Below are 17,102 nucleotides of genomic sequence, written 5' to 3' on the forward strand. Positions count from 1 at the left end.
TCATCCCCGTGGCACCCTGAGCCCCACTGGCGAACGGTGCGCCCGCCTCACTCCTCCTCGCCCGTAATTCACCCGGCGGGGGCGGTGACGCACCCCCCGTAGAATCGTGCGGGGGCCGTCTGCGGCTCCACGCCGTGTGCGCCCGACGGGCGTTGATCACCGCGACCCCGAGACCTCCAGGAGAAACGTGTCCGACGCCTCGCCCCGCCTCGTCGCCTTCGACCTCGACGACACGCTCGCCCCGTCGAAGTCGGCCATCGACCCCCGCATCGGCGATCTGCTCCTCGCCCTCGCGGACCGCGTGGAGGTCGCCATCATCTCGGGCGGGCAGCTGCAGCAGTTCCGCACGCAGGTCGTCGAGCGTCTACCGCAGGCCGCACCGGCGCTGCTCGCGCACTTCCACCTCATGCCCACCTGCGGCACGCAGTACTACCGCCTGACCCCCGCGGGCGTGGAGACGGTCTACGCCCACTCCCTCACCGACGACGAGAAGCAGCGCGCCCTCTCGGCCGTCCGCGAAGAAGCCGAACGACTGGGCTTGTGGGAAGCCGAACCGTGGGGCGACATCCTCGAGGACCGCGGCTCGCAGATCACCTTCTCGGCCCTCGGGCAGTCCGCTCCGCTCGAGGCGAAGATGGCGTGGGACCCCACCGGCGAGAAGAAGAACAGCCTTCGCGAGGCCGTGGCCTCCCGCATCTCCGACCTCGAGGTGCGCTCGGGCGGTTCCACGTCGGTCGACATCACCCACCGTGGCATCGACAAGGCCTACGGCATGACCAAGCTCGTCGAGGCCACCGGAATCCCTCTCGACGACATGCTCTTCGTGGGCGACCGACTCGACCCCGACGGCAACGACTACCCCGTGCTCGCCATGGGCGTCGAATGCCACGCCGTGCATGGCTGGGAAGACACGGCCGCGTTCCTCGAGAAGCTGCTGCCCACGCTGCCCGAACGCGCCGGCGAGTAGGACGGGAAGAGCAGAACCCCGCCGCGCCGCTGCGGGCGACTGCTCGCAGCCGCTCCGTCCGGCTCCGTCACCCCGGTCGGGGTGATCGAGGGCGCCGACGGCTCCCCGTGCGACCACCGAAACAGCGGCCCCGCGCGATCACCGAACGGCGCGGCATCCCGCGCGCGATCACGAGCAGCACTGACATCCCCCGCGCCATCACCGGGTGGCGTCGCGGCTGCGGAGGCGCCCGACATCGCGGGGCCACCCGCCGCGCGAGACCTCGACGACCTCAGATGATCTGGCCGATCGGCTCGCGCTTCTCGGCCTGGAAGCGGTCTTCGGTGCGCCCGTAGGCCCAGTACCCCGACAGCGACACCTGATCGCGCGCCAGACCCCATCGGCCGAAGACGATGTCGCGCAGCGCCTTCATGCTCTCGCGCTCCCCGTGCGCGAACACCTGACCGCGTCCGTCCAACGGATGCCAGTCGGCCACTGCATCGGCCAGCACCGGCGTCGCACCGGCCTCGGCGTCGCCGCGGTGCACCCACACGATGCGCACTCCGGCCGGGGCGACCAGATCGAGCTGCTCGTCGGCGGACTGCACTTCGAGGAACGCGATGCCGGTGGCATCCGGGGCCAGGGCTTCGAGAGCCGCCGCGATGGCCGGGATCGCCGACTCGTCACCGACGAACAGGTGCCAGGTCGCGGCGGGGTCGGGCGCGTATCCGCCGCCGGGAGAGGACACGACCAGACGATCACCGACCTGCGCACGCGCGGCCCAGGGGCCCGCGAGCCCCTCGTCGCCGTGCACGACGAAGTCGATGGTCAGCTGGTCGCCGTCCACCGCACGGACCGTATAGGTGCGGGTCACGGGGAGGTCCGCGGGGGCGAGGGTCTCACGGAGCGCGGCGAGATCGTAGGGCGGTTCGAGACCGAGCTCCGGCTTCGCGAAAGTGATCTTCACGTAGCGATCGGTGTGGGGGCTCTGGCGGAACGCGGCGAGGTCTTCGCCGCGGGCGTGGATGCGCACGAGATGCGGACTCAGCCGCTCGGTCGCGACGACGTGCAGGATGTGCTGGGGGCGCGGCGGACGCGCGGGTCGATCTGTCACGGGGCCCTCCTCAGGCGGTGGTCACGGAGTCGGTGGCGTCGGCACGCTGAGCCTGCGCCACCTCGGTGTAGTAGCGGGTGATGTGGGCGCGGACGGCCTCTCGCGCCTCGACGGCCTCGCCGCGCGACACCGCGTCGACGATGTGCCGGTGCTCGCGCCGGAGCCGGTCCACCACCGCCGGCCACGCGTCCAGTCGAGCGGCCCCGGCCCCCGTGTACGCCTCGATCGAGCTGCGGAGCCCGGCCATCATGGCCGAGATCACCGCATTGCCCGACACCTCAGCCAGGCTCTGGTGGAACCGCGCGTCGAGGGCGAGGAACTCCTCGGGCGTGAGCTCGTCGGCATCCATCGCCCCCAGGAGGTCGTGCACGTCGGACAGGTCGACGTCCGCCTGTGCGAGGCGCTCCGCGACGTCGCACTCGAGCACGATACGCGTGCGCACGACATCTACCAGCGGGAAACCGTTGGCGGCCACCTGCAGTCGCAGGAAGGCCGCGAGGCCCCCGCGGGGGGTGGTGACGATCATGGCTCCTGCGGTGGGTCCCGAGCCGGTCGCGGTGCGCACGACGCCGAGCACCTCGAGCACGCGGACCGCTTCGCGGACGCTCGATCGGCCCACGCCGAGCTGCGTCGCGAGCTCGCGCTCGGGCGTCAGCCGGTCGCCGGCGGCCAGGCGCCCGTCGCGCAGGTCGTTCTCGATCCGCTCGAGGACGACCTGCCACGCGCGCGGTGCGGTGCTGGCCATGGCATCCCCTGTTCGGCCGGTCGTGCGGTGTGGCCGGACCACACCACCCTACGCGCGGATGATCAGGCGTCGGCGGTCGTGACGTACCCGGCGGGGTTGGTGGTCTGCCAGTTCCAGTAGTCGCGGCACGCGTCGTCGATCGACAGGCGCGTGCGCCACCCCAACAGCTCGCCGGCTTTCGTCGGGTCGCAGTACGTGGCGGCGACGTCTCCGGGGCGACGATCGAGGATCTTCTTCGGCAGGTCGTGACCCACCGCCTTCTCGAACGATGCGACCAGTTCGAGCACGCTCACCGGTTTGCCCGTGCCGAGGTTGAACACCTGGTGCCCGGGCTGCGCGCGTTCGAGAGCGGCGACGTGCCCCTCGGCGAGGTCGACGACGTGGATGTAGTCGCGCAGGCCGGTGCCGTCGGGGGTGTCGTAGTCGTCACCGAAGACGCCGATCTCGTCGAGCGTGCCGATCGCGACCCGCGAGACGTAGGGCATGAGGTTGTTCGGGATGCCGGCCGGATCTTCGCCGATGAGGCCCGACGGGTGCGCACCCACCGGGTTGAAGTAGCGCAGCACCGTGACGTTGAGCTCGGGGTTCACGCGGGCGACGTCCGCGAGCACGACCTCGTTCATGCGCTTGGACTTGCTGTACGCGTTCGAGAGATCGACGCTCGTGGTCGACTCCTCGGTGAAGGGCAGGTCGGCGGGGTCGGAGTAAACGGTCCCGGTGCTCGAGAACACGAACGACCGGATGCCGTGCGCGAGCCCCACCCGCAGGAGTGCGAACGTGGTGTCGAGGTTGTTGGAGTAGTAGGCCAGCGGCTTCTGCGTCGACTCGCCGACGGCCTTGAACGCGGCGAGGTGGATGATCGCGTCGATCGGGCCGTGCTCGTCGAACGCGGAGGCGACCACGGCGTCGTCGGCGGCGTCTCCGACGACCAGCGGCGCGGGCTTGCCGGTGATCCGTTCGACACGCTCGGCGGCGACGGCGTGCGTCCCCGACAGGTCGTCGAGCAGGACGACGTCGTGGCCGGCTTCGAGGAGGGCCACGGCCGTGTGAGTTCCGATGTAACCGGCACCGCCGGCCAGGAGTACGCGCATGCCTCCAGGCTATCGGTCGTCAAGGACACCGCCCGCGCGGCGACCGGATGGTCGGCACCCGCCTCCGGGTCAGCGCCCGTCGAGCCGCCCGCCGGATTCGCGCAGGTAGCAGACCGCGCACATGGACTCGTACGTGACCTCGCCCTGGATCTGCCCCTCGTCGATGGCGACCTGGTCGCCGTCGAAGACGAACCGGCCGCCGACCAGACGCGCGTTGAAGATCGCCTTGCGACCGCAGCGGCAGATGGTCTTGAGCTCTTCGAGGCTATGGGCGATCTCGAGCAGGCGTGCCGACCCGGGGAAGGCCTCGGTGCGGAAGTCGGTGCGGATGCCGTAGGCGAGCACCGGGATGCCGTCGAGCACGGCGACCCGCAGAAGGTCGTCGACCTGACCGGGGGTGAAGAACTGCGCCTCGTCGACGAGCAGGCAGGCGACGGGCGCGGGGCCGGCGGCGGCGTGGAACACCGCGCGCAGGTCGTCGTCGGCGCGCACGAGGAAGTCGACCGCGCGCGAAACACCCAGGCGACTCTCGATCTGACCGGCACCCTTGGTGTCGATCTCGGGCTTGGCCAGCAGCACGCGCTGACCGCGCTCCTCGTAGTTGTACGCCGCCTGCAGCAGGGCCGTGGACTTACCCGAGTTCATCGCCCCGTAGCGGAAGTACAGCTTCGCCACGTGGGACTCAGGCGTTGATCGCGAGCGCGCGGGCCGTGGCATCCAGCTCTTTGCGAGCCACCTCCGGACGCGTGTTCAACGTCTCGCCGTAGCTGGGGATCAGGTCGCGAAGACGCGGCTCCCAGTCCGCCATGCGGTCGGGGAAGCAGGTCTTGATCAGGCCCAGCATGATCGACACGGCCGTCGACGCACCCGGCGACGCCCCGAGGAGACCGGCGATCGAGCGGTCTTCGGAGGTGATGACCTCGGTGCCGAACTGGAGCACTCCCCCCTTGGCCTTGTCGCGCTTCATGACCTGGGCGCGCTGACCGGCGTCGAGCAGCTCCCAGTCCTCGTCTTTGGCCGTGGGCATGAAGTCGCGGAGGCTGTCGACCTTCTTCGCGTGCGTCTTGAGCAGCTCGCCCATCAGGTACTTGATGAGGCCCGGGTTGTCGACGGCGACCTTGAGCATGGGGAGGATGTTGTGCGGGCGCACCTGCGTGACGATGTCGAGCATCGAGCCGTTCTTGAGGAACTTCGGGCTGAAGGTGGCGAACGGACCGAACATGACCGACGCCTCACCGTCGACGACGCGCGTGTCGAGGTGCGGCACCGACATGGGCGGGGCGCCGACCGACGCCTGCGAGTAGACCTTCGCGCGGTGCTGGGCGACGATGTCGGGGTTGGACGTCTTCAGCCACTGTCCTCCGATGGGGAAGACGCCGTAGCCCTTGATCTCGGGGATGCCGGAGCGCTGCAGGAGCTTCAGCGCCCAGCCGCCCGCGCCGACGAACACGAACTTCGCGTTGATCGAGCCGGGGGTGCCGCCGATGACGTGGCGGTAGGTGACCTCCCACGTGCCGTCCTTCTGCCTCTTCAGCTTCTTGACGTCGTGGTTGGTGGCGACGTCGACGCCCTTCTCGCGCAGGTTCGCCAGGAGCTGGCGCGTCAGCGAGCCGAAGTCGACGTCGGTGCCGGCGGGCACGCGGGTCGCGGCGAAGGGCTCGCCCTTGCGCCGCTTCTGCATGAGCAGGGGCGCCCACTGGTTGATGACGCGGGAGTCCTCGCTGTACTCGATGCCCTCGAACAGCGGCTGCTGCTTGAGCACCTCATAGCGCTTGCGGAGGAACGCGACGTCTTTCTCACCGCGGACGAAGGTCATGTGCGGGGTCGCGTTGATGAAGGTCGACGGCTCGTCGAGCACACCCTCGGCGACGAGCGAGGCCCACAGCTGGCGGCTCTGCTGGAACTGCTCATTGATCGCGACGGCCTTGGCCGGGTCGAGCACTCCGTCTTTACCCTCGGGCATGTAGTTCAGCTCGCAGAGGGCCGCGTGGCCGGTGCCGGCGTTGTTCCAGGCGTTCGAGCTCTCCTGCGCGACATCGCTCAAACGCTCCAGCACCGCGATCTTCAGATCGGGCTGGAGGTCCTTCAGCAGCGTGCCGAGAGTGGCGGACATGATGCCGCCACCGATGAGGAGAACATCGACGTTTTCAGTCACTCGATGATTCTAGGTGCGAGCCGTGAGGTGTCTCGACATCGAGAGATCGGTCGGTTCGATGTCGAGACAACCCCGGCTCCACGGCATCCGGATGCCGTCTGCTCAGACGCGCGCGGAGAGTTTCTGCGCGACGATCTCGGCGATCTGCACGGCGTTCAGCGCCGCACCCTTGCGCAGGTTGTCGTTGCTGATGAACAGCACGAGACCCTTGCCGTCGGGCGCGGACTGGTCGGCGCGGATGCGGCCGACGTAGCTGGGGTCGGTGCCGGCTGCCTGGAGGGGGGTGGGCACCTCCTCGAGGCGCACACCGGGGGCGTCGGCGAGCAGCTCGCGCGCGCGCTCGGGCGACAGGTCGCGCGCGAACTCGGCGTTGATGCTGAGCGAGTGACCCGTGAAGACGGGGACGCGCACGCAGGTGCCCGCGACACGGAGGTCGGGCAGCTCGAGGATCTTGCGGCTCTCGTTGCGCAGCTTCTTCTCTTCGTCGGTCTCGTTCTGGCCGTCGTCGACGAGGTTGCCCGCGAAGGGGATGACGTCGAAGGCGATGGGGGCGACGTACTTCTCGGGCGCGGGGAAGTCCAGCGCCGAACCGTCGCGCACGAGGCGCTCCACGTCGCCCTGCGCGAGCACGCCCTCGACCTGCCCGAGGAGCTCGCGGGCGCCGGCGAGACCGGAGCCGGAGACGGCCTGGTAGGTGCTCACGATGAGACGCTCGAGTCCCGCCTCGGCGTCGAGCACCTTGAGGACGGGCATGGCCGCCATGGTGGTGCAGTTGGGGTTGGCGACGATGCCCTTCACGGCCTGGTCGATCGCGTGCGGGTTGACCTCGCTCACGACGAGGGGCACCTCGGCATCCATGCGCCATGCGCTGGAGTTGTCGATGACGAGCGCGCCCGCCTCGGCGAAGCGGGGGGCGTGCGCGCGGCTGCCGGTGGCACCCGCCGAGAACAGCGCGACCTCGACACCCGCGGGGTCGGCCGTGGCGACGTCTTCGACGATGACCGAGTGGCCCCCGAAGTCGACCGCGGTGCCGGCGGAGCGGGCCGTGGCGAACAGGCGCAGCTCGCGGATCGGGAACGACCGCTCGCTGAGGATCTCGAGCATGACGGTGCCGACCTGGCCGGTGGCGCCGACGACGGCGAGGGAGATTCCGGAATCGGAGATGCGGGTCATGCGAAGTACCTCGGGTGTTCGGGAGCGGATGCCGCGACGACGGCGTTCGGGTCAGGGTAGCGTGCCCGGCCGTGCGGGGTCGCCGCGAGCGGGGCGAACTCGGGAAACCGACCGGGATGTGCCGCAGGATGGCCGGATCGCACCGACGAGCCGGGCCGTCGGTGGAGGAACCAGGAGTTCGATACGGCGGCGAACGGACGGAGCCGGGCGGGAGCGGAGCTCAGCGGCCGGTGCCGGCGTGGACGGTCACTTCGTCGTCGCCGTCGAGACCGTACGCGGTGTGCACGAGACGGGCGGCCTCGGCGAGGTCGACGCCGCGCACGACGACCGAGATGCGGATCTCGGAGGTCGAGATCATCTCGATGTTCACACCCGCCATGCTCAGCGCCTCGAACAGCGTCGCCGAGACGCCGGAGTGCGTGCGCATGCCGGCGCCCACGACCGACAGCTTGCCGATCTGGTCGTCGTGGACGAGGCTCTCGAATCCGACCTCGGACTGCTCGGCGGCGAGAGCGCGAAGGGCGGTCGCCGCATCGGTCTTGGGGAGCGTGAAGGAGATGTCGGTGCGGCTCGTCGCGGCGGCGGAGACGTTCTGCACGATCATGTCGACGTTGGCGCCGGACTTGGCGACGATCTTGAAGATGTCCGCGGCCTTGCCGGGCACGTCGGGAACGCCGATGACGGTGATCTTCGCCTGGCTGAGGTCGGTGGCGACGCCGGCGACGATGGGCTCTTCCATGGTGTCTCCCTCGGGGACGAGCGGTGAGGTCTTCGAGGCGTCGAGCACCCAGGTGCCCTCCCCCGAGCTGAAGGTGGAGCGCGCGTGGATGAGCACGCCGTGGCGACGGGCGTACTCGACCGCGCGGATGTAGAGGACCTTCGCGCCGTTGGCGGCGAGCTCGAGCATCTCTTCGCTGCCGACGCGGGCGAGCTTGCGGGCGAGGGGGACGACGCGTGGGTCGGCGGTGAAGATGCCGTCGACGTCGCTGTAGATCTCGCACACGTCGGCCTTGAGCGCCGCGGCGAGCGCGACGGCCGTCGTGTCGGAACCGCCGCGGCCGAGCGTCGTGATGTCGCGGGTGTCGCGGTTGAAGCCTTGGAAGCCGGCGACGATGACGATCGCACCCTCGTCGAGCGCCTCGCGCAGGCGTACGGGGGTCACGTCGACGATGCGGGCCGCGCCGTGCGTGGCGTCGGTGATCATGCCGGCCTGGCTGCCGGTGAACGAGCGCGCCTCGAACCCCATCGAGTGGATCGCCATGGCGAGCAGAGCCATCGAGATGCGCTCACCGCTGGACAGCAGCATGTCGAGTTCGCGGGGAGCGGGGATCGGCGCCACCTGGCCCGCGAGGTCGAGCAGTTCGTCGGTGGTGTCGCCCATCGCGCTGACCGCGACGACGACCTCGTGCCCGGCGCGACGCGTGTCGACGATGCGCTTGGCGACCCGCTTGATGCTCTCGGCGTCGGCGACGGACGAACCGCCGTATTTCTGGACGATCAGAGCCATGAGGAGAACTCCCGGGAGGGGCGTGCGTCGGGATACCACGACGGGGCGCCCGGATGCCGCGCCCGAGGGATCATCTTACGGAACGCCGTATACGCGCCCGTACATGATCCCCCGCCCCGGCTCGCGATCGACCCCGAGCCCTCAGGGCCGACTCCCGAGCGCTCGCGGATAGGATCGTCGGGTTCCACCCCCTCCCCCCTGGAGCGATCTCATGCCGCTCACCCCCGGTACCTGGCTGTCCTCGCTGCGACGCCTCACGCACGCCGCCGACGCGGCATCCCTCGACACGACCCTCCTCCCAGTCGTCGACGAGGCGCTGGCGACCCGCATCCTCGACCTCGCCATCCGCATCGGCGAGACGATGCTCGTCGTCGGCGCCCCCGCGAACGAGGTGACCCTGACGATCGTGCGGGTGTGCGGGGCGTACGGACTCGACCCCGTGCACGTGGACGTCACCTACAACTCGATCACCATCGCGCACAGCCGCCCGGGGGCGAGCCACCCGACCACGCTCCTGCGCGTGGTGCGCGGGTCGGTGCCCGACCACGCCAAGCTGCAGCGTCTGCAGGCACTGGTGACCGAGGTCACCGAAGGCCTCCCCCTCGACGACGCGATCTCGAGGTGCCGCGCCATCCGCCGGCTGCCGTTCCGCTACCGCCCGGCCATCGTGATCCTCTCGCAGGCGTCTCTCGCCGCCGGCGTCGCGATCATGTTCGGCGCCAACTGGCTCGCGCTCGTTCTGTCGTTCATCGCCGCCGCCCTCGCCGCCACCACGCAGCACGTGATGGCCCGTGCGCGAGTGCCGTACTTCTTCGCGCAGATCGCGGGGGGTTTCGTCCTCACCGTCGTCGCCGCGCTCTCCCCCTTACTGCGCTACACCGGCCTGGATGCCGCGGTCGACATCCGTCCGTCGGTGATCGTGGCATCCGGCATCGTCCTGATGCTCGCGGGGCTCACCGTGGTGGGGGCGGCGCAGGATGCCATCGACGGCTTCGCGCTCACCGCGACCGGACGCATCCTCGAACTCACGACGCAGACCCTGGGTGTGGTGCTCGGCATCCTGGCCGGGCTCGAGACCGTGCGCGTGATCGGGCTCGGCATGTCGCCGCCGTCGAACGCGCTGCCGCTGGGTCCGCTCACCGTGCAGTTCATCGGTGCCGCGGTGATCGCGATCGCGGTCGCCGTCTACAACGGCGCCGGCACCCGGATCATCGTCGTCTCCGCCGCCCTCAGCCTCGTCGCGTGGGCGGGATACGTCGGCGCGACGGCCCTGGGCTTCGAGGTGGCCGCCGCCAGTGGGGTGGGCGCGTTCGTCGGCAGCTTCGCGGGCATCGTGGTCGCCTATCGCCTGCACGTGCCGTCGGTGGCCATCACGACCGCCGCCATCCTGCCGCTCGTGCCCGGTGCCGCGGTGTTCCGCGGACTGCTCGGCATCGTGGAGTCGGGCGACGACGCCGCCGTGCTCATGACCGGGGTCACGACCCTCGCGGGGGCGGCGACCATCGGCATCGCCCTCGCCGTGGGAGCCTCGCTCGGCATCTACCTAGGGCAGCCCGTGCGCGCGACACTGTCGAGCGTCACCCGGGTCAGGGCGCGGGCGCGCGGGTAGGGCGCGGGCGCGCATGGGGCGCGTGGGCGTGGGCGCGTGGGCGTGGGCGCGTGGGCGCGGGCGCGTGGGCGCGGGCGTGTGGATGAGCCCGGTGCGCGTGGATGGTGCTCGGGTGCGCGCGGATCGGGCTCGGGTACGCGTGGATCGGGCTCGGGTGCGCGCGGATCGGGCGCAGGTACGCGCGGATCGAGCGCGGACGCGCGCGCGCGAGGGAGGTGAGCGCGGGAGCGGGCCGGCCCGAGCTCACCGGCCGCGGATGGGCACGTCGTCGGACACGGTCCGATCGGAGCGCGACGGGACGGGCCCGGTCAAAGCGTGCGGCGCCCTTCGAACGCGCGACCGAGGGTGACCTCGTCGGCGTACTCGAGATCACCGCCGACCGGTAGTCCGGATGCCAAGCGGGTGACGCGGATCTCGAGAGTGTGGAGGAGTCGGCTGAGGTAGGTGGCCGTGGCCTCGCCCTCGAGGTTGGGGTTGGTGGCGAGGATGACCTCCTGCACCGTTCCGTCTGCGAGCCGCTGCATGAGTTGCGTGACGCGCAGGTCGTCGGGACCGATGCCGGCGATGGGGCTGATCGCACCGCCGAGCACGTGGTAGAGCCCGCGGAACTCACGTGTGCGCTCGATCGCCGCGACGTCCTTGGCGTCTTCGACGACGCAGATGAGGGCCGGGTTGCGTCGCGGGTCGCGGCAGATCGAGCAGCGATCCTGCTCGGACACGTTGCCGCAGATCTCGCAGAACTTCACTTTGTCGCGGATCTCGCCCAGCAGCGTCGACAAGCGCGACACGTCGAACGACGGTGACTGCAGGATGTGGAACGCGATGCGCTGAGCCGACTTCGGGCCGATCCCCGGGAGACGCCCGAACTCGTCGATCAGGTCTTGAACGATGCCGTCGTACATCAGCTGAACCTCGTCGGGGGCTCGTAGGGCTCGTCGCGCACGTACGTGGCGTCGAGCATCTGGCGGACGACCGCCTCGCCGTACCGCTGGACGCCGCCGCGGAGCGGAGCCATGCGGGGGACGACCACGGGGGGTAGAGGTGCCTCGACGTCGTCGGCCGGCGGGATGACGTCGTCGTCGTCGACCTCGTCGGGTGCGGGCACCGAGGGGGTCACCTCACGCGGCGGGAGCACGACGCCGGGGTGGACGGCGAAGGTCTCGGGCGTTGCGGCGGCCTCGTCGGGCTCGTCGTCGACGGCGAGAGCCGTGCTCGCGAGACCGGACGGAGCGACGTCGCCACCGAGGGGCGATGCGGCAGGGGGCGCCATCGACCCGGAGGCCCCTGCCCCGGCGACGTCGGCGGACGGGATCGGTGCGACGGCCCACTCGGTGACCGATGCGGTGTACGGCGCCGCCGCTCGCGGGGCGGCGGGATCGCCCGCGGATGCCCCGCCGCGAGGGGCGTCGGATCCGGCCGCGGGGCCGCGCGGAGGAGCTCCGGGGCCGGAACCGCCCGGACCGTCACCGTCGAGACGGGCGAGATACTTCACGCGGACACCGAGGACCGTCTGAATGGCCTGACGGAGGTCTTCGCTCGCGCCCCCGTCGGGCGTGCGCGTTTTGAAGGCGTTCAGGTCGCCCGCGGCGCGGAACGACAGCGTCAGCACGTCGTCGTCGAAGGCGCGCACGGTGGCCGTCGACACGACGAGCCACGACGCGCGGCTCGCGACCTCGAGCTGGGCGAGGATCTCGGGCCAGGCATCGCGCAGATGACCGAGTTCGATCGGCCCGACGGGGGTGACCGGCGGGGTCGGGGCGGCGGACTCGAGCGGTGAGACATCGTCGGCCACACCCTCCGACGCGGCGGTCCCGGCAGCCGGTGCGGTGACGTCGGCGACGGCGCGGGGCGGCGCGGCGTCGCTCGAGCCGCGGGGCGGCGCGGCGTCGCCGGCGTCCGTCGCCGCGTCCGCCGAACGCGCGGGCGCTGCAGTCGTTCGACCGTCGCCGGAGGGGAGCGCGCTCGACGCAGGACCGGCCGTCTCCGGCGTCTGGACGGCGGAATCGGACGAGTCCCCCCGGGTCGCCGCCGCGTCGGGAGCGGCCGAGCCCGACGCCGGGGTCGAGTCGACGGGAGAAGTGGGTTCCGAGGTCGTCGCCGTCTCGGGAGTGGGCGCGGTGTCGAACGGGTGCGCCTCGACATCGACGCGCGCGGCGGGCGTGCGCCCGCGGCCCGGCTCGGTGGACGGTTCGGGCTCGTCGAAAGGCGGCGGCGCATCGTCGTCGGTGAGTGGCGGCGCATCGTCGTCGAACGCTCCCGGTGCGGGCGTCGCCCCGGGGCGCGCGGGCGCTGTCGACGGCCGCGAGGGCGCCTCCGACGACTGCGGTGAAGTGGACTCGGCCGCCGTCGCCGGCGCGGAGGAGGTCGGCGGGGTCGCACCGGGCGAGGCGATGGACGGTGCGGCGACACCCGGCGAGGCGACGGCGGGCGCCGCGATGCGGGGCGCGGACGGAGCGGCCGTCGACGCACCCGCGGAGGCGGCGCCGGGCGACGCGATCGCCGGCGAGGGGGTGGGGGTCGACAGGGTCGAGGCCGACGTGGTGGACGGCGACGTGGTGGACGTCGACGCGACACGCGGAGGCGACATACCCGCGGCGCCAGGAGACGCGACGGCGGGAGATGCGATCGCCGGAGACGCGACCCGCGGCGATGCCGGAACGGCATCCGTTCTCTCGGGTGCGGCGATGTCGGCGGCGGGCGATGCGGGGCGGCCCGTGGCCGGGGCGAGCTGCGGCGGGGCCGACGAGGCGCCGCGCGACGCCTCGAGGTCGTGGGCCGCCGCGGGTGAGGTGCCCTGCGACACGCCCGCGTGGGTGAGCACGCGCGCGACGAGCAGCTCGAGCTGCAGGCGCGGCGAGGTGGCACCCGTCATCTCGTCGAGCGCGGCGACCACGAGGTCGGCCGTGCGCGAGAGGCGGTGCACGCCGAACGCCGTCGCCTGCCGCGCCATGCGCTCCAGTTCGTCGTCGGGCACCCCGCGCAGCACGGCGGACGCCCCGGCGCCGGTCGCCGCGACGATGATCAGGTCGCGGAGCCGCTCGAGCAGGTCGTCGACGAAACGGCGGGGATCCTGCCCGGTCTGCACGACCCGGTCGACCGCGGCGAAGGCTCCCCCGCCGTCGTTCGACGCGAACGCGTCGACGACCTCGTCGAGGAGTTCGGAGTGGGTGTAGCCCAGCAACGCGACGGCCCGCTCGTAACGGACGAGGACGTGACCGACCGTCTCGGTCTCCGAACCGGTCGAGGGGTCGGACCCGGCGATGAGCTGATCGAGGAGCGAGAGCGTGTCTCGCGGCGATCCGCCGCCGGCGCGTACGACGAGCGGCAGCACGCCGGCCTCGACGCTCACCCCCTCGGTCTCGCACAGCTCTTGGACGTACTCGAGCATGGCCGCGGGCGGGACGAGACGGAACGGGTAGTGGTGCGTGCGGGAGCGGATGGTGCCGAGCACCTTCTCGGGCTCGGTCGTGGCGAAGATGAACTTCACGTGGGCGGGCGGCTCTTCGACGAGCTTGAGCAGGGCGTTGAAGCCCTGCTGCGTGACCATGTGGGCCTCGTCGAGGATGAAGATCTTGAACCGGTCGCGGGCGGGGGCGAAGATCGCACGCTCGCGCAGATCACGGGCGTCGTCGACACCGTTGTGGCTGGCCGCGTCGATCTCGACCACGTCGAGCGACCCGCCGCCGCCGCGACCCAGCTCGACGCAGCTGTCGCACGTGCCGCAGGGGGTGTCGGTGGGGCCGGCCGCGCAGTTGAGGCAACGGGCGAGGATGCGGGCCGACGTGGTCTTTCCGCAGCCGCGCGGGCCCGAGAACAGATACGCGTGACCCACGCGGTCACTGCGCAGCGCGGTCATCAACGGCTCGGTCACCTGCGACTGCCCGATCATCTCGCCGAACGCCTCGGGGCGGTATCGGCGGTACAGGGCTGTCGTCACTCGAACAGCCTACGGCGTCCCTCCGACATCGCCTCCGTAGCCCCGGACGACCACCACCGCTCCCCGGCGAAGAGAGGAGATCCAGGCTGCGGAGGACCGAACCGGGCCACGGCATCCTCCCCTCCCATATCCTCCTCCCCGGGCCGAGCCGAGCGGGCTCGACGACGCCGAGCGTTCTCCCTGGACAGGGCCGGAAACGCCGCACGCGGCGACCCCCGCACGGGGAGCCGCCGCGTGCGCGCGGGGTCAGAAACCCCCGTCGAGCCCGACCGCGATGGGGGCGTCGTCGTCGTTCACGACCGGGATCGTGGCCGTGACGATGGGCACCGAGGCCGACAGCAGCGTGCCGTCCTCGCGCACCGAGCCCTCGAGCTGGCGGATCGAGGGGCGGCCCGGACGCACCGGCCCCTGCCCGTGCAGCGCCACGCGCACCGTCTCGCCGGGGGCGACCGTGTAATCGACGTCGCGCACCGCGAACGCGACGGGCGCGCCCTCCTCCCCCGCGCGCAGTGTGAGCGCGTTCGTGGTGAGGGTGACATTGAGCCGCGTCCCGTGCCAGTGCAGCACGTACGACAGCTCGGGCCAGTCGGCCGGGAGGCGCGGGTCGAACGTGAGTCGTCCGAAGTGATCGCGCATGCCGCCGAAGCCGCTGACGAGTGCCGTCCACACACCGCCGGCCGAGGCCACGTGCACACCGTCGGAGGCGTTGTGGTGCAGATCGCCGAGGTCGACGAACGCGGCCTGGCGGAAGTACTCCAGCGCCAGGTCCTGATAGCCCACCTCGGCGGCGAGGATCGACTGCACGACCGCCGACAGGGTCGAGTCACCGGTGGTCAGCGGGTCGTAGTACTCGAAGTCGGCGAGCTTCTCGGCATCCGTGAAGTGGTTGCCCTGCAGGAACAGCGCGAGCACCACGTCGGCCTGCTTGAGCACCTGGTAGCGGTAGATCACCAGCGGGTGGAAGTGCAGCAGCAGAGGGCGCTGGTCGGGCGGGGTGTTCTCGAGGTCCCAGATCTCGCGCTCGAGGAACACGGCGTCCTGCGGATGGATGCCGAGGGCCTCGCTGAAGGGGATGTGCATCGCCTCGGCCGCGCGGTCCCAGCGCTCGGGCTCGGAGGGGTCGAGGTTCATGCGCTCGGCCATGTGCGCGTACGCGTCGGGGTCGTTGTCGGCGAGGTCGCGGACCGTGCGGGCGGCGAAGCGCAGGTTGAAGCGCGCCATCACATTGGTGAAGAGGTTGTCGTTGACGACGGTGGTGTACTCGTCGGGACCCGTGACGCCGTGGATGTGGAACGAGTCGTGCTCGCCGTCGTCGGCCGAGTCGCTCGATCGCCAGAAGCCCAGCGTCGACCACAGCCGCGCGGTGTCGACGGCGATGTCCACGCCCTCGCGCGCGAGGAATTCCTCGTCGCCCGTGGCGCGGACGTACTTCGCCAGGGCGAAGGCGACGTCGGCGTTGATGTGGTACTGCGCGGTGCCGGCGGCGTAGTAGGCGGACGCCTCTTCGCCGTTGATCGTGCGCCAGGGGAAGAGCGCGCCGGCCTCGTTGAGCTGGTGCGCGCGCTTCCGCGCCGCGGGCAGCATCAGGTAGCGCATGCGCAGGGCGTTGCGCGCCCAGAGGGGCGACGTGTACGCCAGGAACGGCAGCACGTACACCTCGGTGTCCCAGAAGTAGTGCCCGCTGTATCCCGAGCCGGTGACGCCCTTGGCGGGAACGCCCTGGCCGTCGGCGCGGGCCGCCGCCTGCGCGAGCTGGAAGAGGCACCAGCGCGTCGCCTGCTGCAGGTCGCCGTGTCCGCCGATGCGCACGTCGGACCGCTCCCAGAAGTCCGCGTACCAGTCGATCTGCTGGGCGAACAGACCCTCGATGCCGGTCTCGACCGCGCGGTCGAGCGTGCGGCGGCACCGGTCGAGCAGTTCACCCGTGGGGACGCCCCGCGACGTGTGGTAGCTGACCAGCTTGGTGATCGTGGTCGGGACGCCCGCGCGCGCCTGCACGCGATAGACGTTCTTGGCGATGTCGGGCTCGATGAGACGCCGTGCGGTGTACTCGTTCTGCGTGTCGACGAGATGGTCGGCGATCACGGCGAGCGTCATGTTCGACTCGCTGACCTCGTAGCTCAGGGCCGAGCGGTCGCCGTCCTGCCAGTACTCGCGCGGCTGCAGCACGCGGTCGCTGAGCTTCTCGGTCTTGCGCGGGTCGAATCCGGCCTTCCCGGATGCCATCGGCGAGCCGCCGTAGATGCCCTCGCCGTCCTGCCGGTTCAGCAACTGGCTGCTGACGGTGACGGGAGCGTCGGCGTCGAGCACCGTGACGGTGAGGCGGAGCACCGCGAGGTGCTTCTCGTCGAACGAGACGAAGCGTTCGTCTTCGATGCGGACGCGCTTGCCCGAGGGGGTGACCCACAGGAGGTTTCGACGCAGGATGCCCTGGCGCATGTCGAGCACGCGCTCGTACTCGCGCACGTCGGCGACGTCGAGCGAGAGCGGCTCGTCGTCGACGTAGACGCGCAGGACCTTGGCGTCGGGTGCGTTGATGATGGTCTGGCCGACCTCGGCGAAGCCGTAGGCCTGCTCGGCGTGGCGGATGGGGAACGTCTCGTGGAACCCGTTGATGTAGGTGCCCTGTTCGAGGGCGAAGCGACCCTCGATCGAGTTGCCGCGCAAGCCCAGATAGCCGTTGCCGACGGCGAAGAGGGTCTCGGTGACCCCCACGTCGTCGAGCGAGAACTCTGTCTCGACGAGGCGCCATTCGTCGACGGGGAAACGATCGCGATCGATCATCGGGGGTGCCTTCCGGTGGCAGGTTCTGAGTCGGCGCGAGA

12 protein-coding genes are annotated in these 17,102 nt (G+C 71.0%); 2 read left to right on the plus strand and 10 right to left on the minus strand.

What is annotated here, in order from left to right:
• Positions 1–187 precede the first annotated feature (187 nt).
• Positions 188–967: an HAD-IIB family hydrolase gene (locus tag QRO03_RS03030; RefSeq protein ID WP_285136043.1), complete on the plus strand. Its 780-nt coding sequence runs from the start codon at positions 188–190 to the stop codon at positions 965–967.
• A gap of 271 nt (positions 968–1,238) precedes the next feature.
• Here QRO03_RS03030 and QRO03_RS03035 read toward each other — a convergent pair whose 3' ends face one another.
• The 7 genes from QRO03_RS03035 to QRO03_RS03065 all read right to left on the minus strand — a co-directional run bounded on the left by QRO03_RS03035 (position 1,239) and on the right by QRO03_RS03065 (position 8,731).
• Positions 1,239–2,060: a siderophore-interacting protein gene (locus tag QRO03_RS03035; RefSeq protein ID WP_285136044.1), complete on the minus strand. Its 822-nt coding sequence runs from the start codon at positions 2,058–2,060 to the stop codon at positions 1,239–1,241.
• Positions 2,061–2,070: 10 nt separating this feature from the next.
• Positions 2,071–2,805: a FadR/GntR family transcriptional regulator gene (locus QRO03_RS03040; protein WP_285136045.1), complete on the minus strand. Its 735-nt coding sequence runs from the start codon at positions 2,803–2,805 to the stop codon at positions 2,071–2,073.
• 62 nt (positions 2,806–2,867) lie between these two features.
• A complete protein-coding gene (gene galE / locus QRO03_RS03045) occupies positions 2,868–3,896 on the minus strand; it encodes a UDP-glucose 4-epimerase GalE (RefSeq protein WP_285136046.1) in 1,029 nt (342 codons plus the stop codon).
• A 69-nt stretch (positions 3,897–3,965) separates the two neighbouring features.
• The gene (locus QRO03_RS03050; protein WP_285136047.1) at positions 3,966–4,571 is read right to left on the minus strand and encodes a thymidine kinase; all 606 of its coding nucleotides are present in this window, start codon (positions 4,569–4,571) and stop codon (positions 3,966–3,968) included.
• Between the two features lie 7 nt (positions 4,572–4,578).
• Positions 4,579–6,051 carry a malate:quinone oxidoreductase gene (locus QRO03_RS03055; protein ID WP_285136048.1) on the minus strand — a complete coding sequence of 491 codons (1,473 nt, stop codon included), beginning with the start codon at positions 6,049–6,051 and terminating at the stop codon, positions 4,579–4,581.
• A gap of 102 nt (positions 6,052–6,153) precedes the next feature.
• A complete protein-coding gene (locus QRO03_RS03060; protein ID WP_285136049.1) occupies positions 6,154–7,224 on the minus strand; it encodes an aspartate-semialdehyde dehydrogenase in 1,071 nt (356 codons plus the stop codon).
• 220 nt (positions 7,225–7,444) lie between these two features.
• On the minus strand, positions 7,445–8,731 hold the full coding sequence (locus QRO03_RS03065) for an aspartate kinase (RefSeq protein ID WP_285136050.1): 1,287 nt from the start codon (positions 8,729–8,731) through the stop codon (positions 7,445–7,447).
• Positions 8,732–8,942: 211 nt separating this feature from the next.
• Between QRO03_RS03065 and QRO03_RS03070 the strand changes: the two genes are divergently transcribed.
• Entirely contained in the window at positions 8,943–10,340 is a 1,398-nt protein-coding gene (locus QRO03_RS03070) for a threonine/serine exporter family protein (protein ID WP_285136051.1), read from the plus strand.
• A 308-nt stretch (positions 10,341–10,648) separates the two neighbouring features.
• Here the strand turns inward: QRO03_RS03070 and recR are convergent, their stop codons facing one another.
• The 3 genes from recR to QRO03_RS03085 all read right to left on the minus strand — a co-directional run bounded on the left by recR (position 10,649) and on the right by QRO03_RS03085 (position 17,061).
• On the minus strand, positions 10,649–11,242 hold the full coding sequence (gene recR / locus QRO03_RS03075) for a recombination mediator RecR (RefSeq protein ID WP_192014194.1): 594 nt from the start codon (positions 11,240–11,242) through the stop codon (positions 10,649–10,651).
• Complete coding sequence (locus tag QRO03_RS03080; RefSeq protein WP_285136052.1) at positions 11,242–14,277, minus strand: DNA polymerase III subunit gamma and tau; 3,036 nt, start codon at positions 14,275–14,277, stop codon at positions 11,242–11,244. Before QRO03_RS03080 ends, recR begins: the two co-directional genes overlap by 1 nt.
• A 246-nt stretch (positions 14,278–14,523) precedes the next feature.
• Entirely contained in the window at positions 14,524–17,061 is a 2,538-nt protein-coding gene (locus tag QRO03_RS03085) for a glycoside hydrolase family 65 protein (protein ID WP_285136053.1), read from the minus strand.
• Positions 17,062–17,102: the final 41 nt, after the last annotated feature.

It is taken from the genome of Microbacterium sp. lyk4-40-TSB-66, from assembly GCF_030209475.1.
GTDB lineage: Bacteria > Actinomycetota > Actinomycetes > Actinomycetales > Microbacteriaceae > Microbacterium.